Source organism: Desulfovibrio simplex, assembly GCF_055387835.1.
Map to the genome: position 1 here is coordinate 235,856 of NZ_AP042377.1, position 26,928 is coordinate 262,783.

Consider the following 26,928-nt stretch of genomic DNA (forward strand, 5'->3'; position numbering starts at 1 on the left):
GAGACACAGATCAATGGAGAAAGATTCAATTTTGACAGAATTTTCCGAACAGGGCGTGGAGCTGTGGGAAGACGATGGAAAGCTTCGGTACCGGATCAAAAAAGGACAGGATGCCAAGGCGCTACTGACCCGTATTTCTGACAGCCTGCCACAGATTCTCTCTGCTATCCGGGCCAGGAAAGAGCGTGAGGGGGCATTGCTGCAAACACTTGCTCCCGACCTTGAAAACCGCCACGAGCCTTTCCCCGTCACAGGTTTGCAAAGTGCGTACCTTCTTGGTCGTCAAGGTTTTTTTGAGCTCGGTAACCTGAGTTGCCAGGCGTACTTTGAGTTTGAAGGTGAAGCTCTTTCCGCCCAGCGGCTCACCGAGGCATGGCAGACCTTGATACAACGGCACGAAATGCTCAGAGCCGTTTTCGACGAGGAAGGGAACCAGAGGATACTGGAGGAAGTGCCTGCGTATACCATTCCTGAGCTGGACTTGAGGGAATTCTCCCCGGCGCAGAGAGACAGTAAGCTGGAAGAATTGCGCACTGTTCTGTCCCATCAGGTCATGAATCCGGAACAATGGCCGCTGTTCGACCTGAACATCGTATTCACGGAGGGCGAAAAGCTCCGCCTTCTTATCTGCATAGACATGCTCATTGCCGATTTTTACAGCATCCGGATTTTGTTCATGGAGCTGTTTGCGCTGTACAACTTCCCTCAGCGGGCTCTTCCTGCGCTTTCTGTTTCCTTTCGGGACTATGTGGTGGCAACGCGGGGCATGGCGGCATCGCTGCCGTACCAGCAGGCCAGAACATACTGGCTGGAACGGCTGCCATCCCTGCCGCCGGCCCCCGTATTGCCTCTCGCCCGAAACCCTTCAGGCATCAAGGCTCCCTCTTTTTCCCGATTTGGATTTACGCTTGACCCCGAAGACTGGCGCGCCCTGAAGCAGCAGGCTCAAATTCACGGTGTAACGCCTTCCGTGGCCCTTTTGACGGTGTATGCCGATATTCTGGGTGCCTGGAGCAATCAGGCGCATTTTTCGCTCAACCTCACCATTCTCAACCGGTTGCCTCTCCATCCTGAAATTATGGACGTTGTCGGAGATTTCACCACGGTGAATCTTCTCGAAGTGGATGTGCGCGAGCGAAAAACATTCGCCCGCAGGGCCGGAGATATTCAGGCCCGGCTGTGGATGGACCTGGAACACCGATACTTTGACGGCGTCAACGTCCTTCGGGAGATGTCCGGAAGCGGCGGCGGCCAGGTTTCCATGCCTGTTGTCTTCACCTCCACCATTGGCTTGGGGGGGGATGATCTGGAAGCGCAAGAGGGTTTTGGCGTGGGCAACATGACCTACAGTATTACCCAGACCCCTCAGGTCTGGCTGGACTTTCAGCTTGGCGAACTCAATGGCGCGCTGATGCTGGCCTGGGATTACGTGGAAGGGTTGTTTCCGGAAAAAATGCTGGAGTCCATGTTTGAGCGCTTCAAAGATCTTGTGCACGACCTTGCGCGAGATACGTCGGCATGGGGGAGTGAAGCTTCCATATCTGCCCCGCCGGAACAGCTTGCAGTGCGGGATATGGTCAACAATACCACGGCAGCACCGGAAGAGCGCCTGCTTCACCAGTTGTTTGAAGACCGTGTTGCTGAAAATCCCGAGCATATTGCCATAAGAAACGGCTTCATAACCATGACGTACGGGGAGTTGGCCCAGAAATCAGATTCCCTGGCGCATGTGCTGCGTGAAAAGGGTTTGGAGAGCCAGCAACATGTGGCCGTAGTTCTTGAAAAGGGATGGCAGCAGGTTGTTGGTGTTCTCGGTGTCCTCAAGGCAGGCGGGGTTTACCTTCCCATTGATGTTGCGACTCCGGAACTGCGGCTGCGCCACCTGTTGAAACATGGCGATGTTGACATCGTATTGACCCATAGCAGTCTCCTTGAGCGCATGCCCGGGCATGTGACCGGCATTGCGATAGATGCCCTGCCTCTGCGTGATGCGCAGCCTGTTTCGCAACGGGGTAAAAAAGAAGACCTTGCATATGTGATCTATACGTCCGGCTCAACGGGTGAGCCCAAGGGAGTCATGATTGATCATGCCGGTGCGGTTAATACGATTGTCGATATCAACCGCCGTTTCAATGTCGGACGGGATGATGTTGTTCTTGGATTATCCAGTCTGAATTTCGACCTTTCCGTCTACGACATTTTTGGGGCTCTGGCTGCGGGCGCAACCCTGGTGTTGCCCGAAGCCGGTCAGCAAAAAGAGAGCGGCCACTGGCTGCAATTGATGCAGCAGGAAAAAATCACCGTCTGGAATTCCGTGCCGGCGTTAATGGAGATGCTGCTTCAGGAGGCGCAGGGGGCAGACGATCCTGCTTTTACGGACATGGCGCTACGGCTGGTTCTTTTGAGTGGCGACCATATACCAACGCAACTGGTGCGAAAGATTCACTCCCTGTTCAACCCTGTGGCCTGCGTCAGCCTTGGCGGGGCCACGGAAGCGTCCATCTGGTCTATTTTTCACCCGATATCCTCAAATGATTTCGATATGTGCGCCATTCCGTATGGCCGCCCGCTTGCCAATCAGCGTTTTTATGTCCTGAATCCGACGATGGACCCTTGTCCTGATTGGGTCGTGGGAGATCTGTATATAGCGGGTAGCGGTCTGGCAAAAGGCTACTGGGCGGACGAAGACAAAACCCGGCAGGCCTTTATCCTGCATCCTGTCACAGGCGAACGGCTTTACCGAACTGGGGACCTGGGTTTTTATCGCCCCAATGGCGACATCATGTTCAGCGGGCGGAAGGACGCGCAGGTGAAAATACGTGGGCACCGGATCGAACTGGGAGAAATTGAAGCAACCCTGCGGCGGTATCCTGGAGTCGTTGATGCTGTTGTCGCCGTTTCCGAGGATAAAAATCAGAGCAGGCAGATTATTGCTGGCGTGGTAGTGGAGAATAAGCCGGAATGCCATGCCCCTGCTGAAGACGCCGCAGAAACCGCATCGCCCTTCACCGCCCTGGTCAACGGCGTCATGAAGGCAGACGAGAACATTCTGGCCTCCCTTGACCGTGAAGGTTTATCGGACTTCGTCCGTTGGGTGCATCAGATTACTGTGCTGGAGATCGCCCGTGTGTGCAAAGAGATGGGGCTGTTTGCCGGTGCTGGGGAGTCCGTAAGGTTGGATGAACTGACCTTGCGGCATCACATTCAGCCTGAATTTCATCCCCTCGTCCAACAGTGGTTTTCACTCCTGGTTCGGGAGGGGTGGTTGAACATGAAGGAGGAGGGTGTGTTCTTCAGGGACAAACCTTTTCCTGAGCATCCGTCAGCAAGCATCCCCGCCGGAGAATTCGCGGGAGTCGGCTGGCTGAAGCCGTATCTGGAAAATGCGGCCAGAATCGTCCGTGAGTGCGGGGGGCATGCGCAAAGCATCATCACAGGGGCTGCCGACCCGGCAGAAGTGTTTTTTCGGGAATCAGCCTCCCTCTCCCCCAGTTCATTGAACAGGGCCATGCCGGGTGCCGGGGAAATCTCCGCCGTGCTCAGTAACGCTCTGGAAGCCTTCATTCAAGCCAGAGGCGCGGAAGTACGCATTTTTGAAATCGGCGCTGTAGACGGAGCTGACACCCGTGTCTTTCTGGCAGGCCTGAACCGCAAAAATATCCGCTACACCGTGTCCGCCACTTCACCGTTTTTTATGAATACGGTCAGAAGAAATCTGAAGGACATCCCCGAACTGGAATACGCAATATTCAATGCGGAGCGAAACCCGGAAGAACAGAACCTGCCCTTGGGAGGGTTTGACATCATTCTGGGGGCCAACAGTCTCCACCGTGCCAAGGACATACCGGGGCTGCTTCGGCATCTGAAATCTCTGCTGGCCCCCAACGGCGTGCTCCTGTTCTCCGAAGGCACTGCCAACACAAGCCTTCAGTTAATCACTGCGGGTTTTCTTGAGCGGGGTTTTGGAGGTTTTACGGATGAGCGGGCAAAGACAAACACTCCTTTGCTCCCGGCGCCTCGATGGAAAGCCCTTCTGGGGGAGGCTGGTTTTGAGGACGCAGGGTTTTGCCCCGCCCATGAATCAACCGGGCAGAGCATAGGGCAGGCCGTATTTTTTGCGCGGATGCCTGCCGGAAGCACTGCCCCGAGCATTGCCAGGATCAACGACTTTTTGAAGCAGCGGCTGCCCGAATACATGATTCCGGGTGCTTATGCCTTTATTGACAAAATTCCTCTGTCTCCCAACGGAAAAGTGGACCGAAAAAGCCTTTCCGGTTGCATTGACGCTCTACCGCAAGACAAGCGGCCAATGGTTTCTCCTTCAACGGAAACGGAGATGCTTCTGGCGGAAATCTGGTGCCAGATCCTGAATATAGAATCCGTCGGCATTCATGAGGATTTTTTCGGCATGGGGGGGGACTCGCTGCTGGCGAACATGCTTGCCACTCAGCTGAAAAAAAGAACCGGGATTCGGGTTCCGTTGGGAACCGTTTTTGAAAAATCCACAATTTTTACATTAGGGCGGCATATCGACAAGAACCCCCATTTGTTTGAGCAAGAACCTGTAATGGAAGAGGGATTGGTATGAATGCCAGGGAATTACTTGATTATTTAAAGGGTAATGACGTTGAATTATGGAAGGATAATGGAAATATCCGTTTCAGTGCTCCCAAAAATGTAATGAACGGGGACTTGCTTGGTGAGTTATCAGCAAAAAAGGCAGAAATCCTTACATTGCTGGAAGAGCCGGAATCCAGAGAAAAATCCGAACAGACGCGGGCTTGCCCCGAGGGCAGGAACCAGCCGTTCCCGCTGACGGAGGTACAGCAGGCTTACTGGATTGGGCGCAACAACGTCTATGATCTTGGTGGCGTTTCTTGCCACAACTATATTGAGGTGGATTGCCCTGATCTGGACATCCCGCGGCTGGCGCTTGCCTGGAAGCAGATTGTCCGGCGTCACGAAATGCTCAGGGCCGTGATCAGGGAAGACGGGCAGCAGGTGGTTCTGAATGACGTTCCGGATTACGAAATCCGCACTATTGATGCGTCCAACGCCGCGGTCGAAGATGCCGAAGCCACGGTTCTTGGTGTCAGGGAGGAAATGTCTCACCAGGTCATGGACGTTGCTGCGTGGCCTTTGTTCGACATTCGGGCGGTGAAGTGCCCGGGCAGTAAAACGCGCCTGCATCTGACGTTTGAATACCTGGTGGCTGATGCATGGAGCATCAATATCTTCATTAAAGAATGGATACAGCTGTACTACGAGCCCGAGCACGCGTTTACGCCCCTTGAGTATTCCTTTCGCGAATATGTGCTTCACGGGGAACGCCTGAAAAAAAGCAAGGAGCATACGGCCGCTTTTGAGTATTGGAAAAAACGGCTGCCGACCCTTCCTGCCGGGCCGGATTTGCCTTTGAAAGCATCGTCAGGCGGGCTTGAAAAAAACACGTTTACCCGTTTGTCGTCCGCATTGGAAAAACCTCTTTGGCAGGCGCTCAAGCAATTGGGAAAAAAGAAAAAAATAACTCCTTCAGCCATTTTGCTGACCGCATTTTCCCAGATTCTCAGCACGTGGAGCAAGAAACCAAATTTCTGCATCAACCTGACGCTGTTTAACAGGCTGCCTGTTCATCCACAAGTAAATGATATTGTTGGTGACTTTACGTCACTCAACCTGCTGGAAGTGGATGCCTCCCTTCCGGGAACCTTTGAAGACCATGCGCACCGCCTGCAGAAGCAGCTATGGGCAGATATGGAGCATCGGTCCGTCGGGGGCGTTCAGGTTCTTCGCGAACTTGCACGTGAACGTAAGGATGGGGAGCAGATATTCATGCCCGTGGTGTTCACCAGTGTGTTGGGCTACGACACGCTGGAAGAGAACAATGCCTCCGCATATTCCAGACTTGGAAAGATTGTTTACAATATCACCCAGACACCGCAGGTCTGGATTGACCATCAGGTGACGGAAAGCAACGGGGCGCTTCAGTTCAACTGGGATGTGGTGGAGGGCCTTTTTCCGCAAGGCATGATTCAGGAAATGTTTGCCGCCTATTGCCGCTACCTGAAACAGCTGGTTCAGGAGTCGTTGTTTTCAGCAGCAGTCCCCCTGCTGACGCCTGAAAGCCATCTGGCGGTGCGGCGGCGCGTCAACCGCACAGAAGCAGCCAGACCTGAAGCGACGCTTCATGGCCTGTTTTCGGACATGGTTGATCAGGCGCGAGACAGGCCGGCCGTTGTCGCCTCTGACCGAGCTGTGACCTATGGGGAACTTGACGCCATTTCCAGCCAACTGGCCGGCTTCCTGACAGGCAAAGGCGTGAAAAAGGGCTCCCTTGTGGCTGTGGTTATGGAAAAAGGCTGGGAGCAGGTTGCGGCGGTGCTTGGTATCCTCAAGGCGGGGGCTGTCTATCTTCCCGTTTCTCCCGGGCTTCCTGAAGAACGCATGGCCCACATACTGGAGCATGGGGGCGTGGCTCTGGCACTCACCAGATCTGCTGACGGAAATCTGGCGCTGCCGTCCAGCGTTGCTGTTGCCTCTGTCGATTCTCCTGAAATTCAAGCATATCCCTCTCATTTTTCCGGGGTTGATGTCCTCCCCGAAGACCTGGCCTATATCATCTACACTTCCGGTTCCACGGGGCTGCCCAAGGGAGTGATGATTGACCACAAGGGGGCGGTCAATACCATTCTGGACATCAACGCCCGTTTCGCCGTCACACCGGCTGACCGCGTACTGGCCCTTTCCAGCCTTTCATTCGATCTGTCTGTCTATGATATCTTTGGAACCCTCGCCGCCGGGGCAACGCTTGTAATGCCCGTTGCGGAAGAACTGAAAGACCCTAGCTACCTGGCGGAACTGGTCGCCAAAGAAAGGGTTACGGTGTGGAATTCCGTTCCGGCATTACTGGAAATGGTTGTGGATTACGTTGCATCAGCGCCCGATATGGATATTTCCTCCATTCGTCTGGCACTGCTCAGTGGTTCGTGGATTCCGTTGGATCTGGCGGAAAAAGTCAGAATGAAGGCTCCCGGCGCCGAAGTTGTCAGCCTTGGGGGAGCCACTGAAGCTTCCATTTGGTCGATTTTTCATCCCATCGGTTCTCTGGACGCCTCCTGGGAAAGCGTACCCTATGGCACCCCGCTTGAAAACCAGAACCTGCGTATTCTTGATCAAGGCCTGAAAGACCGTCCCGACTGGGTTGTCGGTCAAATTCACATCGGCGGTATGGGCTTGGCCCAGGGGTATTTTAACGACCCGGAAAAGACGGCTTCCGCCTTTATCGTACACCCGGAAACAGGTGAACGGCTGTACAAAACGGGTGACATGGGAAGGTACCGTCAGGACGGCACTATTGAACTGCTGGGCAGGGAGGATAATCAGGTAAAAATACGTGGATACCGGGTGGAGCTGGGGGAAATTGAGGCCGCCATCAAGAGCCACCCCGCAGCGAAAGAAGCGGTGGTGGCAGCCGTTGGGGGTATCAGGGAAAACAAAAAGCTGGTTGGCTTCGTGCAGGTAGCCGCAGAACATTCGGAAGACTTTTACGATATCAGCACCGCCGATGCCACGGAGGCTTGCCAAGCCATGGCGGCCCTGGTGCAGTCCGCCAATGCCCAAGCCTTTTATTCGTCTGAAATTGGCGACCTTGATACCACCACATCGTTCATGGCCCTGCTTGAGGAACTGGCATTTCAGTATGTCTGCAAAGGGTTCATGACCATGAACCTGTTTGTGGACGCCACTGAAGGCCTTTCCCGCGATGACATGATCCTGCGTAGTGGTCTGGATCTCCGGCATGAAAAGCTGTTCAAACGGCAGATAGACCTGCTGCTTGAAAGAGGCGTTTTTGAGGAAATGGATGGCCTGATTTTTCAGGCCAACTCCTTCGTACCCGGCGATGCCATAAATTCCCTGTGGCAGGACGTGGATAACTTTTTGAAATGGATTCCCCAAAACCGGGAAGAAATCCATATCTGGCTTTCCTACATCCGTTCTTGCGGGGAAAATCTGGTCGGGTTGTTCCAGGGCAGCGTTGACCCTCTGAACATCTTTTTTCCCGACGGTTCATGGGAAACCGCGGAAACAACCTACCAACTCAATCTGGTCAGCCAGCATTACAATGCCGTTTACGGCAGCATCATGGCGTACCTTTCGCAAAACTGGAACAAAGAAAGGCCTCTACGCATACTGGAGGTCGGGGCCGGCGTGGGAAGTGCCTCCGCTTCCATCCTTCCTGTCCTGAACCCGGACAATACCGTTTACAACTACACTGATATTTCGAACTTTTTTACCAACGAGGCAAAGGTCAAATTCAAGGAATTTGCCTTTATTGAGTACGGCATTCTGGATATTAACCAGGATCCGTTTATTCAGGGATATTCGCCGGACAGTTTCGATGTCATTCTCGCCAACGGCGTTTTGCACAATGCATATAACATGGAATCCACCGTCCAATATCTTCAGTCTTTGCTGGCTCCGGGCGGGTATGCCCTGATCTTCGAGCCCGTTAAGGACACCAATCAGCTCATGATCACCATGTCCTTCCTTGCAGGGCTGAGTAATTTTGAGGACGACTACAGAATCAAAAGAAATTCCCCCTTCCTTCATAAGGAAAAGTGGCGTGAAGTGCTGCTTGGCAACGGGTTTGAGCGTGTGGAGTATGTGGGCGCGCCGGCTGCGTCGTTTGAGATATTCGGCGTGGAACTGATGATTGCGCAGGGCGCCACCCGGAAAAAGCTCTTCAACCCTGCGGTCATTACAGAACATCTGCGTAAAAAGCTGCCGGAATATATGGTTCCCTCGCTCTTTATGCCGGTAAAGGAGTTTCCGCTCACTGCGACCGGCAAGCTGGACAGGAAGGCCCTGCTCCATAAGCTGGGCGACCTCAACCTTGACCGCAGGCAGAAGTATGCGGCCCCGCGCAACTCGCTGGAAAAGCAGATTGCCGCCATATGGGAAAGCCTTCTTGGTATGGAAAGCATAGGAATTAATGACAATTTTTTTGAACTGGGAGGGGATTCTCTGCTGGTTTCCCAAATGCTCGTGAGGTTGCGGGAGCAACTGGCCCCAAGCATTCACTGGGAGCCTGTAATCCGCAATCTGGTGGAGTTTCCAACCATCGCCGGAATGGTGGAATCAATTCAGCACAATCAGGATATACGGCAGGGAGCGAACTCTCCTGTTGTGCGGCTTAAGGAAAATGGCAGGCTTACTCCTTTCTTTTGTTTTCATGACGGCACGGGCAACCTTTCGGTCTACTCCCGGCTGCCCAATTACATTGAGGCCGACCGCCCTCTTTACGCTCTCAAAATTGTTGATGCCGAAGAATATACGGACATTGCCAAAGAGCAGTTGGTCGAACGCTGGGCGGCGAAATATCTGGAGGAAATAACATCTATTCAGCCGGAAGGCCCCTATTTCCTGGGCGGATTCTGCATGGGTGGGCTCTTTTCTTGGGAAGTTGCCCAGCAATTGTGGCAAAGGGGTCAAGAGGTGAAGGCTCTGGTCTTGATCAGCAGTTCCCATACCCCGTTCATGATTGATGACGACTCTATGATATTGGAACTGTTTTCCTGGATATACCGTTTCTCTCTGCAGCCTAACGGGGTTGATCTTAAAACCGGCGACCGACTTGCAGGATTCATGAAACTGCTGGCGCAGCATAGCCCGGATGTCGTCAACCCGGAGTTCGTCAACAAGCTGTTCGCAGAGAACTTCTCTCTGGACGACACGCAATGGCCGGAACTGTCTCGCAAAGCTTATGCCATTGCCAGGGAGGAAAGCCTGGCTTTCGGTGAGGATTCTACCTTCGAGGATTTTGAAAGGGCTTTCAAAATTTTCAGGCACAGTTCTCTGAGTCTCCCCTTGTACAAGGTCCGGCCATACGGCGGAAGCGTCCACCTTTTCAAACCAAAAATGGCTGAGTACGCGTGCCTCTATGGCAAGCGGGATATGTCGGAGTATTTTGGCGGCCTTGCTGAAGATTTTCATCTTCATGAAATCCCCGGCAATCACCTCACGTGCATGGAAGAACCCAATATCCGCATTCTTGCGTCAAAGTTGAATTCCGTTCTGTCGTGATCTGCCGTCGGCGTTTTCATAGTGTGCAGAATGGTGAGGAACAGCTTCTATGAAAATTGGTATTCTAGGAGGTTCGGGGCAGGTGGGCCAGCATGCGGTGGCCCGCCTGCTGGCCTGCACCAACCATGATATTTTGATTGGAAGCAGGAATCAGACCGTGCTGGAGCGTGTGCGTGAAACCTTCGGCGAGCGGGTTCGGGTTTTAAGAACAGACATTTTTGACCCGGAATCTCTTGGTGAATTTTGCCGGGCATCTGATCTGGTGATTAACGCTGCCGGGCCATCTGCCTTGATTTTTGACAGGGTTGCGCAAAAGGCTCTTGAAGCGTCTGCCCACTACGTTGACCCCAGCGGCAACGCGAAGCTTTTTGCGCAGGCCATGGAGAAATCAGGGCTGATAAAAGAAAAGGGGCTGACGTTTGTTTTCTACGCAGGCCTGAGTCCGGGAATTTCCGCGATATACCCGCTGTTTCTGGGCGAAGGATTGTTTGATGAAGTGTCTTCTTTGGACTTTTTTCACGCAGGCGGCGGTAAAACGACTTTCAATTCCGCGTACGACTTTATCGCCAGTATGAATGACGGGAGTTCGGAAGGAATGGTGTACTGGCATGAAGGTCAGAAAAAAAAATGGAAGGCCGAGGTAAAGGAACACCATCTCCCCAGGCCTGTAGGTCGCGTTAAAGCATATCCCACGTTGTCACATGAATACATTCAGGTGGCAAAGCGCCTGTCAGCAGCTACAGCCCGCGCCTACAATGCCTATACGGGAAAAGAAACCCTCGCGACGCTGTTCAACATTCAGGTTTTCAACCAGGCCACAACACCGGGGCAGCTTGAGGAATCAAGCAGAAAATTCATGGAAGCAGTCAACCGCGACATGGAAGGGCGTGATCCTTGCTTCATGTTGCATGTGAAAATGGACGGCCGAAAAGACGGCAAAAGGCGAAAGATCATCTCAACCATGAGAGTTGATGACACGTATCAGATGATTGGCAAGGTTCTCGCCCACTGCGCTGAAAAAATACTCGCCGGTTCAGGTCATGGACCGGGTTGTTTCCTTTTTCATGACGCTGTTGATGCCGCCGGAGTGATGGAGCTTTTGGAAGAAACTGGAATAGTTCCTGAAACATGCATTATTGAGGAAAAACCCGGATCTACGAACATAGAAGGAGAAATCTGATGGTTGTAAGGCATATTGCAATATTTTTTGCCTTTTTTGCGGCTTTGTTGTTTTCGGATGTGTTGCCGGCAATGGCTGATGCTGCCCGGCCGACGGGCGCTGAAATTATGGACAAGATGTATACCCGCCCTGAGGGAAAAGACAGAACCGGCATAATGACTATGACCCTCACCAACGGTGAAGGCGCCAAAAAGGTTTTGACCTTTAAATACTACATAAAGGAATACGGGAGAGACAAAAAAAGTCTTATAACTTTTTCTGAACCTGAGCAGCTTCAGGGGATGGGGCTTCTCCAGTATGATAACTGGGACCCCTCCGTGGAAGACGAAAGATGGTTGTTCCTCCCTGAAAAAAAAGACGGAACAGCAGCCCCGGCCATGAACAAGGGTTTTCTCGGCTCGGATTTTACCTATGAAGAAATGGGCTGGCGCTCAACAGATGAAGACAACCATAAACTCGTCGGCGAAGAAGTTATTTCTGGTGTTCCGTGCTGGATCGTTGAATCCACGCCCAAAGACGAAAACCATGCGTATTCTAAAGTTGTAACATGGGTGAATAAAGATAATTCCGTCTATATGAAAAGCCTTTTTTATGACCGTGAAGGCAAACTTCTGAAAAAAATGACAACCTCAGATATCCTCAAAAAGGACGGCTACTGGACTGTGTATAAAACACGGATGGAGAACGTTCAGAAGTCGCATGTAACGGAGTACTCTTTGCAGGATATACAGCATGATACAGGACTTTCCGATGATCTTTTCGACCCCGGTAAGGTCAAAGGGCATTTGATCAAAATAGACAAGACAAAAAAATAGACGCCCGCGCAGTCGTCGCCGTGGGCGCATCAGGGGATGGCGTGAAGAGGGAGGGGGAGCCTTCCTCCCGCCGCTCCCCTGGCGTGGGAATGCCGGTTTGAAAAAAGGCGATAACCAGGCAGGGCTGGGGCAGAGAGGCAGGCTGATGTCCCAGCCCTGAAGCTGGAGGCATTTTATGCTGCGGTATTTGTCGAAAGCGGTCCAGGGCTGTCTCTAGAGCAGATTAACGTTGAAATGCTTCACATTTCAAAGTTTTCATTCAGCCGAAAAATACGATTTTCGGCTGAATCCACGCCATGTTGTGGCGCGCTGCACTTTCGCGCAGCGTTAGAACATTTACACTTTTTCAAAGTTAAAATGCTCTAAAGTGGTCTAATAGAACAAAAATGCCGGTTTCATGCCGCATGCACCAGAATTTGACACCCAGCCTCGCGTACTGGTTCCTGTCGTGCACAATTCCGGCGGGGCAAGGAACCTCAAGGCATGCCAGTCTGTTCATATCCCGCAATGCGGCCCCGTATCCATAAGGCAGGTTTTTCTGCCTGTCGCTTTTCTGCGGTACCCCACGGCATCATACAGTGCACAGGTTTGTGTGTCGGCAAAGCCACTTCGTGGATTCAGGCCTGCCGCCCTCACGTCACGGCCAACGAGCTGCACAAAGCCGCACGGTTCATGCATGCTGAGGACGCAGTCCGGCACATGGCGGGCCGGGCGCTTGTGCGGCGGGTTCTACAGGCCTCCGCCCAGAGAGCATTGACTGCCGAATTTACCCTGAACCCGTATGGCAAACCCTGCTGCCAGGACTCAGATGTGCATTTTTCCATTTCTCATTCGGGGGGCATGGTGTGGGCGGCATTTTGCCGCGATGCGTCCGTCGGCATTGATGTACAAAAAAAACTCCCTTTACAGGATTTGATGGCTCTTGTCATGCAGCTCCACCCGCAAGAAGCCATGGACATACGCAATTTTTCAGCTAACGAGCGTGCTGCCGCGTTTTATCGTTGCTGGACGCGTAAGGAAGCCGTGCTCAAAGTTCTTGGAAAGGGGCTGAGCTTGCCCTTGGACAGTTTTCAGGTGCGCGTTGATCTGAGTTGCTCGGACTGGATCGCATCTCTGCCTGATGAGGCTTGCCGCGCAACAACAGGAGCGGAGTATCGAGAACCGGGTTTCAGTGACGGGCAGAGCGGGTATTCTTGCAGGCAAGCTGTGGCGGTGCCGACAGGATGGACGAGCCTCGACGTCTGGAGTTCAGGCGTATACCAGTGCGGCGTAGCCGCCCAGGCTCCGGGGCTTGAACTGCACGTTTCTGTCATCACAAAAGCATAGAGTGGTCTCATGCCGCCCGTAAGCCGGGGCGCACGCCGGGGTACAGGCTTCACCCGCGGCAAAATTACTCCCGCGCCAGCCAGCCCCATGAACTGCGTACCCGCCGCTGGTTTGTCACTCTCCTCCAGAATTCAAAGGAGTTACGGCCATCAGGAATATTTTTTTGTACTGATGGCAGCTGCCACTAATATTATGGACGCCATCGCTAGCGACCATCCCCTCCGCGACGTATACATCTCAAAGCCTTTTGAGGTCCATCTACGGAGCTATGCCCAAGGGGGAAATGCATGCACAGCCGTCAAAATTCTTCCATTGCCCGTCTGTTACAGATTGGTGGTGAAAAGAAATTGTATCTCATCGCTTCAGTCGTAATTGCCGTTGCCGCCGCAATTATATCACTTGCGCCATATATCATCACATACATGGTATTAAGCATGCTGTTGCAGCCAAATTTTGGGGCAGAGCAATACAGCGAAGTGTTTAAGCTTGGCGTGCTCGCGGCTGTTCTGGCAATTGTTCATGGCATTCTTCATTTGGCGTCGCTTATGGCCTCGCACATTGCCGCTTTTGATATTCTGTACAACCTGCGCTCAAGGATATGCGCCCACCTTGGCAGACTTTCCATGGGGTATTTTACCTCCCGCCGTGCAGGCGCCATCAAAAAGGTGCTTACCGAAGACGTGGAAGAATTGGAGAGTTTTATTGCGCACCATATCCCGGATGTGGTGAGTGGCCTGGCCGTGCCCCTGTCCATTGTGGTTTATCTTTGCTCAGTCAATCTGAAGCTGGCCCTGGTAGCGTTTTTGCCCATACCGCTGGCCCTTTTTCTGCAACAGCGCACCTTCGCCAAGGGGAACAAGGAAAATTTTCGCGAAAAATACCACCAGGCTCTGGAAGATCTGAACGGCACCATTGTGGAGTACGTGCGGGGCATGCCTGTGGTGAAAATTTTCAACCACTCGGTTTCCTCTTTTACCAAGTTGAAAGAAGCCGCCCTGAATTACAAAAAATTCATTGAGCTTTGCACACTGAGTACCGCTCCGGCCTGGGCTGTATTTGTTGTGATTACCTCATCCGGGCTTTTGTTTATCTTGCCGTTTGGGGTGTATTTTTACCTCAAAGGCGACATAGGTTTGCCCACCCTTTTTCTCTTTTTCATGCTGGGGGCCAGTTACATGACCCCTCTTCTCAAAGTGGCCCTAATGGGTTCCCAACTCGGCCACCTGATTCTGGGGCTGGACAGGGTTGAGGCCATCCTGGCCGAACAACCCCTGCCCGAGCCGGAACATCCGCTTGAACCCAAGGATGCCAGCATAGAATTCAGAAACGTTTCCTTTGGCTACGGTGAAACAAAGGTATTGGATAATATAAACCTTTCCATTCCCGAAGGGCATATGGTGGCGCTGGTAGGCCCTTCGGGCGCCGGCAAAACCACTATCGCAAAACTGCTGTTACGCATGTGGGACATACAGGAAGGGGCCATCCTGCTGGGAGGCGTTGATGTGCGCTCCGTGCGCCTTCAGAACCTTATGGAACACATTTCCTTCGTTTTTCAGGACGGTTTTCTTTTCAGCGACACCCTGCGCGAAAATATCCGTATGGGTATGGAAGGGGTGGATGACGAGGCCATCATGAAGGCCGCACGCGCCGCTCAATGCCTGGACTTTATAGAAAAGATGCCCAGGGGGCTGGATACAAGGGTGGGTGAAGGCGGGGAGGTGCACCTTTCGGGGGGTGAAAAGCAGCGGGCTTCCATGGCCAGAATTATGTTGAAAAACTCCCCCGTCGTTGTTCTGGACGAGGCTACAGCCTTTGCCGATGCCGAAAACGAGGCCCGAATGCAGGCCGCCTTTGCTGAATTGATGCAGGGTAAAACGGTTATAGTAATCGCTCACCGCCTGGCTACCATTACAGACGCCGACTGCATTTATGTGGTGGACGGCGGCAAGGTCGTCCAGAGCGGAACCCATGAGCAGCTTGTGGCGCAAGCCGGGCTGTACGCCCATATGTGGGAAGCCCATATGAGCGCTCAGGACTGGAGCCTGAAAACGGAGGAAGCGGCATGCTGAAATCTCTGCGCATCATAGCAGGCGACCTGAGAAACCTCTATGGCCTGACCATATTGAATGCCTTGCATCTCATTCTGCGGGGTATTCCTTTTGGTATTCTTTTCCTTGTCATTCTGGAACTACTTAAAGACAAGGATGCGGTTTCCGTTTCCCGTCTGGTGGCCCTTTTTATTTTCATGGCCGTCACGATGGTGTTCAATATCTTTTTTGCCGTCAGGGTGCATGTGCGGGGGTACATTTCCGCCTTTGAAATGACAACCGAGGCCCGTTTGCGCCTTGGTGACCATCTGCGCACACTGCCTCTTGGTTTTTTCAAACAGCGGGACCCCGGCGATATTTCCGGCCTGCTCATGCAGGACATGTCAAAGGTGGAGGGGGTTTTCAGCCACAGCTATATGGACGCAATGGCCTGCCTCATTCTGCCCCTGATGCTGTTGACCTTTTTCTTTATGGCCGACACCGAGATGAGCAGCCTTATCCTCATATCGGTTATTCTGGCCTTTATCGTCCTGTTTTTTGCCCAACGGGTCATCAGCCATTTCGGTAAGCGACAGATAGCATCCAGAAACGCAACCATGTCCCGAATGCTGGAATATTTGCAGGGAATGCAGGTACTGAAGGCTTTTTCCCTTACGGGAAAAAACTTTTCCCGCCTGGACGCAACAATGCGCCGCCTGCGCGACGACAGCATTAAACTGGAAGGGGCAGGTGGTGCGCCTGTGGTGGCATTCTCCGCGCTGCTTGATGTGGGCTTTGCCTCTCTGCTGGTGTTCGGGGCATGGCTGCTTTCAGAAGGGCGTATCGAGGTGCCGGTCTTTGTGTTGTTTCTGGTCATTGGCCATAAATTTTATGAGCCCCTGCTCAACTATGGCCTGATAGCCTCGGAAATGCGGTACATGAACATTGCCGCAGAGCGCATTGCCGCTGTTCTGGAGACGACGCCTCTTCCCGAAAGCCCGTCACCGCAATGGCCCGAACGGCATGACATTGTCTTTTCCAATGTTACGTTCAGCTATCTGCATGAAAAAAATACCAAAAATGTTCTGGATAATATAACCGTCTCTATTCCGCACGGCACCATGACCGCCCTTGTGGGGCCATCCGGCAGCGGAAAAACCACCATTACCAGTCTTATCCCCAGATTCTGGGATGTGGATTCCGGCAGCATCACCATTGGGGGTGTGGATATAAAGAATATCCCCAATGACTATCTTAATTCTCTTTTCAGCGTTGTTTTTCAGGACGTGTACCTTTTTCAGGATACCGTTGCGAACAACATCCGCGTCGGCAAAGAGGGTGCTTCAATGGAAGAAATTATTGAAGCGGCCAAGGTTGCCCGGTGCCATGAGTTCATAGAAAAAATGCCCAATGGCTATGATTCGCTTATCGGAGAAGGCGGGGCGACCCTTTCCGGTGGCGAAAAACAGCGCATTTCCATTGCTCGGGCCGTTCTGAAAAACGCTCCCATTGTCATTCTGGACGAAGCTACGGCTTCTCTTGATCCGGAAAATGAACGCCTTATCCAGCAGGCCATTCTGGCCATCGTTCGCAACAAGACAGTCGTCGTCATCGCCCACCGCCTGAAAACCATCGTTCAGGCCGACCAGATTCTCGTTCTGGAAAAGGGCGTTGTCAGCGAAGCCGGAACACACGAGCAACTGCTGTCCAACAAGGCCCTGTATTCTCACCTTTGGGCTGAACAGCAACGCACTGGCGGTTGGAAATTCGGGCGGTAGGGGACGTGCTTCTCTTCCTCCCGCCGCCGCAGTTGTAACGTTTCCTGCATGTAATGGGTATCGACCTGAAAAATTTTGGAGAAAGCACAATGCAATCTGAAAGACCAACTTGCGCTGACTGCATAGCCGTATTGTCCATCTCTCTGCTTTGCTTGTTTTTTACAACTCCGGCCCTGGCTGCCGATGCCACAGCCATCATGCAGCAGGTTTACAACCGGGCTGAAGGCGAAGACCGAACTTCCACCATGACCATGACCTTGGAAAACAAGCAGGGCCGCCAGCGTGTGCGAAGCCTGATGTCGTATTCCAAGAACTATGGGCCGGACCGTAAATCAATCATGATGTTCCAGGCTCCGGGCGACGTTAAGGGAACCATCTTTCTCTCCTGGGAATACGATGATCCCAAACATGAGGACGACAAATGGCTCTATATGCCGGCCATGAAGAAGGATCGTCGCATCAGCGGAAACTCACGCAATGAATATTTTATGGGGTCTGACTTTACCTACGACGATATGGGCCGCCGTCACCCCTCCAAGGACCGCTACACCTTCCTGGGTGAAGAACAGTTTATGGGCCACGATTGCTGGAAAATTGAGGCGGTTCCGATTGAACCGGAAACGTACACCAAACGAGTCCTCTTGGTTGGTAAAGATGCCAATCTCATTCTCAAAGGGGAATATTTTGACAAAGACGGCCTGGAAAAAGTTTTTGAAGCCAAAGAGGTGCGTAAAATAGACGGATTCTGGACCATGCTCACCTCGCAGATGACCAATCTTTCCCGCGAACATAAAACCCTCCTGCACACACAGGACATGCAATATAACAAGGGGCTTGATGATGGTCTCTTTACTGTGACAACGCTGCAGAGGGGCCGTCTTTGATATGGGCTTGCCGCTTCGGGACAATACTACTGGTGTTGCTGGTTTGCACCTGCCTCGGCCGGGCTGAAAGTGTGCCTGGCCGTCCCGAACCTTCTCCTGAAGAAGAAAAGGCTCTTCCGGGGTGGTTCCAGAAACTGCAGGAACACGCCTCCCTGACAGGATATATGGAGGCTTTGCATTCCGCGCGTTTTATCAAGGCAGGTGACGCACCGTCCTCCCGCGCCCGCTTTCATCTGGAAAGCGAGCTGGATTTCAGCCCTGTCCACGGTTTCATTTCAGCCAATGCCGAAAAAAACTGGGCAATCCCGGATGAAACGGGCGTGAAGCTGCAGGAACTGTGGATGGAATATGTCGGCTCGGGATGGGATTTGCGCGTGGGCCGCCAGATCATCATCTGGGGCAAGGCCGATGGGGTGCAGGTAACGGACTTGATATCCCCGCCCGACTATACTGAGGCCATGACCCGTGACCTGGACGGCATACGTATGCCTGTGGATGCGGCCAAACTGCGCTTTACGGGAATTCCGGTGATGGGGAAGGACCTCAACCTGGAGCTTATTGCCATTCCTGTATTCAAGGAAGCCGAATTGCCGGAGGACGATAATCCGTGGGTTGTCGAACGCACCATGCCTCCGGGGATGTCTTTGAAATCGGCAAACAAACCGGATGTGTCCATTGATAACATGGAACTTGCAGCTAAACTTTCCGGGTATTTTTCCGGTCTTGATGTGGCTGTCTCCATCTTTCACACCTGGGACGACATGCCCGCCTATTTTTATTCAATTGACGGCAATGCCGTTCAAATTGAACCCGAGTATAAACGCATGACCGTTGCCGGGCTGGAATTTTCCCGTCCCTGGTCGGATTTTGTTTTTCGGGGCGAGGCCGCCTGGTATATCGGCCGTTATCGCACAACCACTGCCGGCAATCCCATACCGCGGGACTCCCTGAAGTGGCTGCTTGGTTTGGACTGGACACCGGGTGACGACTGGACAGTGGGCGCGCAAATCGTGACCGAAAGTATTTTCGACTACCACCCGGCCATTGATGCCGATGCTCACGATTCTCTGGTGACCCTCAATATTTCCAAAAAAATGTACAACCAGCTTCTCACTGTTTCAAATATGGTTTTTCTGGATTTAAACGACGGTGAATTTTATAACCGCGTCAAAGCTGAATACGAACTGGGTGACGGACTATATTGGTCCGTTGGTCTTGATTATTTCTCTTCCGGCAAGGGGCAATACGGCGTGTACCACGACAACAGTTTTGTCTGGACAAAATTAAAATACAGTTTTTAATGGGAAAAATATGATAGATAGCAGAAAAATTGTAAAGTACAGCCGCATTTTTGCAGAAGGTATTGTTCGATTTCGCGCATATTCGATAGTCATGTTTGTGGCACTTACAGCCTTTGCTCTGGCGGGGCTGCCGCATTTGCAGGTGGATACCAGCCAGGAAAGCTGGTTTCTGGAAGGCGATGAAGTTTTGCAGGCCAAACAGGACTTTGAGGCCATCTTCGGCAATGAAGACATGGCCCTGGTGCTGGCGACTGCCGACAATATTTTTACTCCGGAAAACCTGCGCCTGCTGCGTGAACTTGGGCAGGAACTTGAAGCCAGGGTTCCGTATGCCGATGACGTTCTTTCCATTGCGGAATTTGACTTTACGCTTGGCACTCCCGACGGCTTGGAGATAATCAACCTGGTTCCAAAAAATCTTGCTGCATTACCCACAGACGAAGTTTCTCTTCAGGCTATAAAAGAGTTGGCCCTGTCCAAACCTTTTTTGAAAAACCGCCTTATTTCCGATGACGGCCGCGAAGCCTGGCTGATGCTGCGCCTGAAACCCCTGCCGGCTGAACCGGACAGCACGGGCGAATTGCCTTCCCACGTCATGGCCAGGGTCTTTATGGATGTGGTGCAGCAGGAAAAATACGAACCCCTGCACCCTAAAATGTCTGGCGTTCATGTCAGTGACCTTGAGAAAAGGGATTATTTCGGCAAAGAGACTCCCAGGCTCATTGGCGTGTGCATTGCCATTCTGGCAACAGTGCTGGGGGTGGCCCTGCGCTGTTGGCAGGGGGTTGTTTTTCCTATGGTTACAGCTATTGCCAGTATTCTGATTGTGCTGGGCATTCAGGGGCACTTGCGTATAAGCATGGACCCGACCACGCTGTTTTTACCGATTTTTCTCAGTCTGACGTTGGCTACCTGCTATTCCATCCATATCTTCAACTTTTATCTGACCGAATTCAGACGAACGGGCAAACGCCGTCATTCCATCATATTCGGCCTTGCCAAAACAAGCTGGCCCCAGCTTTTCAGCAGTCTGACGACGGTGGTGGCCCTGCTCACGTTTTTGGTTATCCCCTTGCGTCCCATCCGTTGGGTAGGGCTGACTGCGGCCTGCCTTGTGAGTGTTTCATGGCTTCTGATAACACTTGTGGTTCCGGCGTTTTTGAGTTTTGGCAAAGACAAGGCGCCCTTGTCCGCAGAAAAGCTCGCTCACGGTTCCTTCCTTGATCGCATTGTGGACTATTGCGGTACCCATTGCCTGAACAAACCGTGGCGGTCGCTTGGCCTGTTTATTTCCTTTTTGCTGATCTGCACGGTGGCAGCCCTGAATCTGGAAGTGTCCTTCGACATACGGCGCACTTTCGGCGAGGGGGTTCCCTACGTCAAACGGCTGATAGAGGTGGGCGACAGCAAGGTGGGCACGCTCAATTCGTATGGAGTAGCCATAGAATTTTCTGATCCGGACATGGCCAAAGACCCGGTGATGCTGGCCAATCTGGATACTTTGGGTAAAGAGGTGCTGAGTTACCCCCTGACCAAAAGAGTGGGGTCCATAACGGATATTATCAAGGATTTGAATCAGGTTGTTAACGATGGGTCGCCTGAGGCATTCCGCATTCCCGAAACAAGGGAAGAGATCGCCCAGCTTCTGCTGTTGTATGAAAACGCGGGTGGCTCGGAATCAGAAAAATGGCTGGATTACGACTACCAGCGTCTTCGCTTGCAGGTTGAGGTCAGCGACTATAATTCCAGCATTCTGATGAAACAGCTCAAAGACGTGCGCAGCCGTTGCGCCGAACTGTTTCCTGGGGCCAAGGTTATCTTTACCGGCTCGTTAAGCCAGTCAACCGTGATGATGGATTATATTACCTGGGGGCAGATAGATTCAAACACCCTGGCCCTTTTGACCATCATGGCGCTTATGGCCCTTGCCTTCGGCAGTATACGGACAGGCGTCATTTCCATGATTCCAAATATAATTCCAGGGTTTGTAGTAGTAGCCCTCATGGGCCTCTTCAATATACCCCTGGACATCATGACCGTGACCATTGTTCCCATGCTCCTTGGCCTGGCTGTGGACGATACCATCCACTTTATCGGACACTGCCGTATAGAATTTGACGCCACAGGTTCCTATGCCAAGGCTGTGCGTACCACCTTCAAGACCGTGGGCAAAGCTATTTTCATCACTTCCGGTATACTCGTTCTTGGCTTTGGCTCGTACCTGTTTTCGGATATCAACGTGTTCGTCAACATGGGCTGGCTTATCGCCTTTGGCGTTCTGGCGGCTTTTGTAGCTGAATGCTTCATAACTCCGGTGCTTGTTTACAAACTGAAAACCTTCGGTCCCGAATGGGCGGCACAGCAACCAGCAGGGCAGGCGGTGAACAAGCCATGAAATCAGCCCTGGATAATAATCACGATGCGCATGCCTTTGACAGTGTGGGCTCTGCATTGGAACAGCGTGTACACTTGGGCAACGAAGGGGATTATTGTGCTCCGGCTACGGATAGTGAATACTCTTGCTCGTTACAACATTTTTCTGTGGAAAAAACCTCTTCCGGCATAGCCGTCGTTATGCTGGACCATATGGGCAGCACAATGGTTCTACCCAGACTGGAGTTTAAATCTGCCCAGCTTGCTTTTTTTTCTCTGTATTCTGATCAGGTGGATATTGATTGGGAATGCGAGGATGAGTCCGGGCGCACTTCCTTCACTCCGGGAAATTATGCCCTGGTGTGCAGTGCGGGAAGCTACGCTTTTGCCATAAAAAATGAAGCGCCGTGCAAGATCGTCGGTATAGTTCTCAGGCCGGAAGCGTTGCACGCTATTCTGGGGCCAGACGATACTCAGGCGCTTGCCTTGTCCCGCCTTTGTCGCGATGCCGCTGGGGCCTGCATCTGCTGGCAAGACGCCATACCCAGCGGGCAGGCCAGCTTGGCAGGAGCCCAGTTGCTTGCTTGCCCCATGACTGGAAAAGGCAGGCGGCTGTATCTGGAAAGTAAATCCATAGAACTTTTATCCGTATTCCTTGGCATGCTGCAGGGGCAGAGGCTGGAATTTGACGGTTTTTCCCACAGGGAGGATATACAAAAGATCGGATTTGATGGTTTTTCCAGGGAAGATATACAAAAACTGTACAATGCCCGGAGCATGCTGGTGGAAAGAATGGCGGATCCGCCGGGGATATCCGAGCTTTCCCGCCTTTGTTGCATCAACGAATTCAAGCTGAAAAAGGGATTCAAGAAGCTGTTCAGGCAGACAGTTTTTGAGGTCTTGCGTAAAGAGCGTATGGGGCAAGCCAAGCGGCTCATAGAAGAAAAAGGGTATTCCGTAAGCAGTGCTGCTTATGAAGTAGGTTATTCCAGTGTGAGTAGGTTTATTGTCGCTTTCAAAGGCGAATACGGTGCAACTCCGGGGGCTCTTTCTCTCAAGAAAAAGTAGTGTCTGCTCTTAACATTTTCTGCATTCGCTGGGCAGATAGTGAAAATGCTCTGCAAAGGCCTTGGTGAAGTGGCTTACGCTGGAATAGCCAACTTCCATTGAAGCTTCAGTTACGTTCATGCCACCTTCACGCAGCAGCTCTTCGGCCTTTTTAAGGCGGTATTTGCGCAAATAGTCAAAAGGGGTGGTGGCGTACACCTTCTGGAAAATGGGATACAGCTTGCTTTTGCTCAACCCCACGCTACGGGAAATCTCGTGCAGATCGGGGGGGGACTGCAGATTTTGGGCCAGCAGATAGGCGGCATGGTGTACTTTTTCAATGTCGCTGGCAGCAAGGCCGCAATAGCCGGCCTTCGCTTTGCTGCTCTCTTCTTCCTGAAGGCGCTGGGCGATCAGTTCGATCAACTTGCTTTCCATAAATAGCCGCCGCACTGTTCCTATATAGGGACAGTTCATGATCTGCATCAATGTGGCATAGGTGTCGGCTCTTATGGCATCAATGGCTATAAAAGGCTCTGAATTGACATCAAAAATCTTGTGTTCAAGCAGTTCCGGGTAGGCTTTTTCCAACAGAGGCAGATTACTCCGGAAGGCGGCAATGGAAATACGTTGTATCAGCTCGCCAGGTTGAATCTCAACATAGGATTCCAGTGGCGGGGTAGAGCTGGTTACTCTTTGCCCTTTGCCAATATCTATGGGCATGCCTCCATATGTAGTCCCGCTGAAGCCTCCTGACATGCAAAAGCCAAATCCGACACTTGCCTGCATTTCTGTAAACAGAATTTTTACCGTGCTGGCTGGCTGAAAGTTGGTCATGCTGAGGGTAAGTCCGCAAGGGAAGGTGATCTGCTCCAGAATAGTTTTTCTGTCACCCGTAGCCATGCCGGAGTAATTAAGGGCCACTTGTCCCTCATGGCAGCATTTGCCGGACAGTTTTACCGTGCTGCACCCACCCATCCGCCTGCCAATGTCACTTCCAACCAAGGTCGTTGGGCTTCCCATTATTGCCCCCTATGTCTGCCTATAGCATAAAGCTATGTAACTAAATAAATTTGTGGCATTTTTCAGTAATGAGTGTTCAAATGTTAATAAAATTGAAATTTATTGTCAATTATTGCGGAGGCACCGCCTGGCAGGTATGGCTTTGCTGCCTGCATTCGTAAGTGGCTCCACTGCCAACGGCTGAAACAAAGTTATTTGAAACAGCGATGCGTGCTTGGCAAGCCGGGCACGCATCGCAAATTTTGCGTTGCGGAGGCTCTTCTGAAACTCCGCAACGCAATCAGGCATTTTCAATCGCTAACGGTTCTAGGCCAGATTAACTTTGAAATGCTTCACATTTCAAAGTTGTCATTCTGCCGGAAAATGCGATTTGCGGTAGCCGTTAGCGGTTCTTTGCCGCTTACGGATAGCGACAGCCATCAGTAGGCTGTCCGTTCAATTAACCAATTGCTGTCTTTGCGGCAGCCGTTGCCCGCAGGGCTTACGGATGGCGACAGCGATTGTATGGGACAAGCCGTGTCGTTACGCATGCTGTCTTCAAGCGTAGTTTCGCGGCAGCCGTTGCCCGCAGGGCTTACGGATGGCGACAGCGATTGCATGGGACAAACCGTGTCGTTACGCATGCTGTCTTCAAGCGTAGTTTCCTGCGTCACAACGCTTTAAGCCTGCGTCACAACGCTTGAAGCATCCGTAGCTTCCTTCGTCGCAACGGCTAAAACTCGGCAGAATCCACGCCACGTTGTGGCGCGCTGCACTCTCGTGCAGCGTTGAGCATGTTAACTTTTTTCAAAGTTAACATGCGCTAGAAATACACATTGAAGCCCATGCCGACCTGGAGAGGCCTGATGGGCGTACCATAATAGTGTTCAGACCCCCACATGCCTTCGGCGGCATAGTTGAAAGCGTACTGGTTGGTGAGGTTTTCGCCATAGGCGTAAATTTCGTAGTGCTCGTCCTGGTAGCCAACTCTCAGGTTCAGCGTTGCATAGGGTTCCTGTTTTTGCGTATTTGCCCTGTCCCAATAGGTGTTGCCTACCACACGGATTCCGGGCCGCACATAGAAGCCGTCCAGGAAGTTGTATTGCACGTTGGCGCCCAGGGTGAAGTCAGGCACTGCCTGGATGGTATTGCCTGAATAATCCGCGCCATACGTTTTGTAGTCATCATACCGGGCATTAAGGTAGCCAAAATTGACAGTGGCTGTGAGGCTGTCAGTGATATGCCCCACAGCTTCAACTTCAACGCCACTGATATGGGCTCTGCCACTGTTGGACAAATAGCCGCCCACGGACGGGTCTGTCATTATTTCATTCTGAAAATCGTCGTAAGATGTGTAGAACCCTGCCACATTCAAAAGAAGTTTTTTGTCAAACAATTCTGTTTTGGCGCCAATTTCATATGTCCAGCTTGTTTCAGCGTCGTATTTGGCGTTTTCTATAGGAGTAGCGGCATTGACGTTGGGCGTCACGCCTCCTGCGCGCCAGCCCTTGGCCACAGTGGCGTAAACCATTGCCTCCGGCACAATGCGGTAATCAATGGTGAACTTGGGCAAAAACATGGAATCTGTTTTGCTGAGGCTGTCTTCGTTCCCCAGATAGGCGATGGTTCTGTCGTCGTGTATCTTTACCTTTCTCTCCACCCATTCTTGACGCAAGCCCACGGTGAAGCCCAGTTTTTTATCCAGAAGTCTGTAGGTAGCCTGACCAAAAACAGCATAGCTGGTTCCGTACAGGGTGTTATCCAGCATGGTGAAGTCCGGCGGAGTCATCATGTCGTTGCGGTTTACAGTTCCCTTAGAGTTGCGGGAAAAATCATGAAAAAACACGCCCGCAAGCCATTGCAAAGGGCTTTCACTTTCGGCAAGGGACTGAATTCTGAGTTCCTGTGTAAAGGTCAGGGCGTCATTTTTCAGCGTGCCGTCCATGTTTGTTTTCAACGGGTCCATGCCCCAGGTAGGCGTGTATGTTGTTGTTCCCGTATACGCGGTGCCGTCACGCTCAGTTGTGAACTTCTGATCGGCCTTGCGAATGGCTGTAATTGAGTACAGGTCGGCAAACGAGGTTTCCAGATGCAGATTCAGGTCGCCAAATACGCTGTTGACCTTGCCATGCCCTTCTTCGTTATAATCGGCTTCCCATTTTCTTTTGCTCTGGCCGACAATCGAGGCGGCGGAGTCGGTGATGGGCAGGGTTAAAAAGCCGCTGTTGGTGTTTATGGTGTAGGCTCCAAAATTGAGCGTGGCATCAAATTCCTTTGTTGGGGTAAAGACTGTTGATATGCGGCCCGCAAAGGTTCCTGACTGGCCTATATGGTCATCATTAAAATTGTTTTCCACATAGCCGCCTGCGCGGTTGCCCACAAAAGACACGCCTATTGCCAGTTTGTCCTGAACGACAGGGCCGCCGACACTTCCTCTGATGATTCCCCCGATTTCACTTTTGTAGCCGCCGTTTATTTCAGCGCCAAAATTTATATACGGCGTGTTGCCGGGTTTTTTGGTGACGACATTAATAACACCGCCAGCGCTGTTCATGCCGTACATGGTAGATTGCGGCCCCCGAAGCACTTCTATGCGCTCCAAATCAAACAACGGCAAGCCGGAGATGGTGAAAAAGTCATCGTAAGGAACACCGTCAACCAGCACCGTAACGGTTGGGTCCACGTCCATTGAGCCGTTTATACGGCCACGAATGCCAAAATAGGAATATGTACCCGGCCCGGCATCACCTATCTGGAGGTTTGGCACAACCCTGTTCAGATCTGAAAAGGTTGCGATGTTTTGCTGCTCTACCTCCTGCGCAGTAATAATGCCCACAGATGAAGGCACCTGCTGAATATCTTCAGCTCTTTTTTGGGCAGTAACGATAATCGTGGGCATTGTAGTGTCCAGCCCGTGCTGATGATGCCCCGCGTTTGCCTGCGCTCCGGCTTCCTCGGCGGCAAATGCAGGTATGGACAAACAAATGAATGACGCAAGAGCGCAGCCAAAGCAGGAGATAGCTTTACGCATGAATAATTCCTCCAAGATATTCTAGATTAAAATCTGATATCAAAATTCAATTTCAATTTCTGTGCGCAGATGGATTATTTC

14 protein-coding genes are annotated in these 26,928 nt (G+C 52.0%); 11 read left to right on the forward strand and 3 right to left on the reverse strand.

Annotation, left to right across the window (positions count from 1 at the left end):
- The first annotated feature begins 13 nt into the window (after nt 1-13).
- The 11 genes from ACZ5DH_RS00950 to ACZ5DH_RS01000 all read left to right on the forward strand — a co-directional run bounded on the left by ACZ5DH_RS00950 (nt 14) and on the right by ACZ5DH_RS01000 (nt 22,835).
- A complete protein-coding gene (locus ACZ5DH_RS00950; protein ID WP_464255306.1) occupies nt 14-4,588 on the forward strand; it encodes an amino acid adenylation domain-containing protein in 4,575 nt (1,524 codons plus the stop codon).
- Nucleotides 4,585-10,083, forward strand: a complete 5,499-nt coding sequence (locus ACZ5DH_RS00955) for an amino acid adenylation domain-containing protein (RefSeq protein ID WP_464255307.1) — start codon at nt 4,585-4,587, stop codon at nt 10,081-10,083. The genes ACZ5DH_RS00950 and ACZ5DH_RS00955 overlap by 4 nt, the downstream gene beginning before the upstream one ends.
- Before the next feature lie 49 nt (nt 10,084-10,132).
- Nucleotides 10,133-11,263, forward strand: coding sequence for a saccharopine dehydrogenase family protein (locus tag ACZ5DH_RS00960; RefSeq protein WP_464255308.1), 1,131 nt, complete (start codon nt 10,133-10,135; stop codon nt 11,261-11,263).
- A complete protein-coding gene (locus ACZ5DH_RS00965) occupies nt 11,263-12,078 on the forward strand; it encodes an outer membrane lipoprotein-sorting protein (protein ID WP_464255309.1) in 816 nt (271 codons plus the stop codon). The genes ACZ5DH_RS00960 and ACZ5DH_RS00965 overlap by 1 nt, the downstream gene beginning before the upstream one ends.
- Nucleotides 12,079-12,585: 507 nt before the next feature.
- Nucleotides 12,586-13,404 carry a 4'-phosphopantetheinyl transferase family protein gene (locus ACZ5DH_RS00970; RefSeq protein ID WP_464256579.1) on the forward strand — a complete coding sequence of 273 codons (819 nt, stop codon included), beginning with the start codon at nt 12,586-12,588 and terminating at the stop codon, nt 13,402-13,404.
- Between the two features lie 287 nt (nt 13,405-13,691).
- Complete coding sequence (locus ACZ5DH_RS00975; protein WP_464255310.1) at nt 13,692-15,473, forward strand: ABC transporter ATP-binding protein; 1,782 nt, start codon at nt 13,692-13,694, stop codon at nt 15,471-15,473.
- Nucleotides 15,467-17,209, forward strand: a complete 1,743-nt coding sequence (locus tag ACZ5DH_RS00980) for an ABC transporter ATP-binding protein (RefSeq protein ID WP_464255311.1) — start codon at nt 15,467-15,469, stop codon at nt 17,207-17,209. The genes ACZ5DH_RS00975 and ACZ5DH_RS00980 overlap by 7 nt, the downstream gene beginning before the upstream one ends.
- A gap of 53 nt (nt 17,210-17,262) precedes the next feature.
- On the forward strand, nt 17,263-18,093 hold the full coding sequence (locus ACZ5DH_RS00985) for an outer membrane lipoprotein-sorting protein (RefSeq protein WP_464255312.1): 831 nt from the start codon (nt 17,263-17,265) through the stop codon (nt 18,091-18,093).
- Between the two features lie 71 nt (nt 18,094-18,164).
- Nucleotides 18,165-19,394, forward strand: coding sequence for a DUF1302 family protein (locus ACZ5DH_RS00990; protein ID WP_464255313.1), 1,230 nt, complete (start codon nt 18,165-18,167; stop codon nt 19,392-19,394).
- 91 nt (nt 19,395-19,485) lie between these two features.
- Nucleotides 19,486-21,789, forward strand: a complete 2,304-nt coding sequence (locus ACZ5DH_RS00995) for an efflux RND transporter permease subunit (protein WP_464255314.1) — start codon at nt 19,486-19,488, stop codon at nt 21,787-21,789.
- Nucleotides 21,786-22,835: a helix-turn-helix transcriptional regulator gene (locus tag ACZ5DH_RS01000; protein ID WP_464255315.1), complete on the forward strand. Its 1,050-nt coding sequence runs from the start codon at nt 21,786-21,788 to the stop codon at nt 22,833-22,835. The genes ACZ5DH_RS00995 and ACZ5DH_RS01000 overlap by 4 nt, the downstream gene beginning before the upstream one ends.
- Before the next feature lie 9 nt (nt 22,836-22,844).
- On the opposite strand, the gene ACZ5DH_RS01005 is transcribed toward ACZ5DH_RS01000, so the two are convergent.
- From ACZ5DH_RS01005 to ACZ5DH_RS01015, 3 genes are all read right to left on the reverse strand, one after another.
- Complete coding sequence (locus ACZ5DH_RS01005) at nt 22,845-23,738, reverse strand: helix-turn-helix transcriptional regulator (RefSeq protein ID WP_464255316.1); 894 nt, start codon at nt 23,736-23,738, stop codon at nt 22,845-22,847.
- Between the two features lie 518 nt (nt 23,739-24,256).
- Nucleotides 24,257-24,490: a hypothetical protein gene (locus ACZ5DH_RS01010; protein WP_464255317.1), complete on the reverse strand. Its 234-nt coding sequence runs from the start codon at nt 24,488-24,490 to the stop codon at nt 24,257-24,259.
- 149 nt (nt 24,491-24,639) lie between these two features.
- The gene (locus ACZ5DH_RS01015) at nt 24,640-26,847 is read right to left on the reverse strand and encodes a TonB-dependent receptor (protein ID WP_464255318.1); all 2,208 of its coding nucleotides are present in this window, start codon (nt 26,845-26,847) and stop codon (nt 24,640-24,642) included.
- Between the last annotated feature and the right edge of the window lie 81 nt (nt 26,848-26,928).

Excerpts from the sequence above, each read along its gene's own strand:
- ACZ5DH_RS00970 (WP_464256579.1), top strand. The coding sequence starts at position 12,586 with ATGCGGCCCCGTATCCATAAGGCAGGTTTTTCTGCCTGTCGCTTTTCT.
- ACZ5DH_RS01000 (WP_464255315.1), top strand. The coding sequence starts at position 21,786 with ATGAAATCAGCCCTGGATAATAATCACGATGCGCATGCCTTTGACAGT.
- ACZ5DH_RS00980 (WP_464255311.1), top strand. The coding sequence starts at position 15,467 with ATGCTGAAATCTCTGCGCATCATAGCAGGCGACCTGAGAAACCTCTAT.
- ACZ5DH_RS00975 (WP_464255310.1), top strand. The coding sequence starts at position 13,692 with ATGCACAGCCGTCAAAATTCTTCCATTGCCCGTCTGTTACAGATTGGT.
- ACZ5DH_RS00960 (WP_464255308.1), top strand. The coding sequence starts at position 10,133 with ATGAAAATTGGTATTCTAGGAGGTTCGGGGCAGGTGGGCCAGCATGCG.
- ACZ5DH_RS00995 (WP_464255314.1), top strand. The coding sequence starts at position 19,486 with ATGTTTGTGGCACTTACAGCCTTTGCTCTGGCGGGGCTGCCGCATTTG.
- ACZ5DH_RS00965 (WP_464255309.1), top strand. The coding sequence starts at position 11,263 with ATGGTTGTAAGGCATATTGCAATATTTTTTGCCTTTTTTGCGGCTTTG.
- ACZ5DH_RS01015 (WP_464255318.1), bottom strand. The coding sequence starts at position 26,847 with ATGCGTAAAGCTATCTCCTGCTTTGGCTGCGCTCTTGCGTCATTCATT.
- ACZ5DH_RS00955 (WP_464255307.1), top strand. The coding sequence starts at position 4,585 with ATGAATGCCAGGGAATTACTTGATTATTTAAAGGGTAATGACGTTGAA.
- ACZ5DH_RS00985 (WP_464255312.1), top strand. The coding sequence starts at position 17,263 with ATGGGTATCGACCTGAAAAATTTTGGAGAAAGCACAATGCAATCTGAA.
- ACZ5DH_RS00950 (WP_464255306.1), top strand. The coding sequence starts at position 14 with ATGGAGAAAGATTCAATTTTGACAGAATTTTCCGAACAGGGCGTGGAG.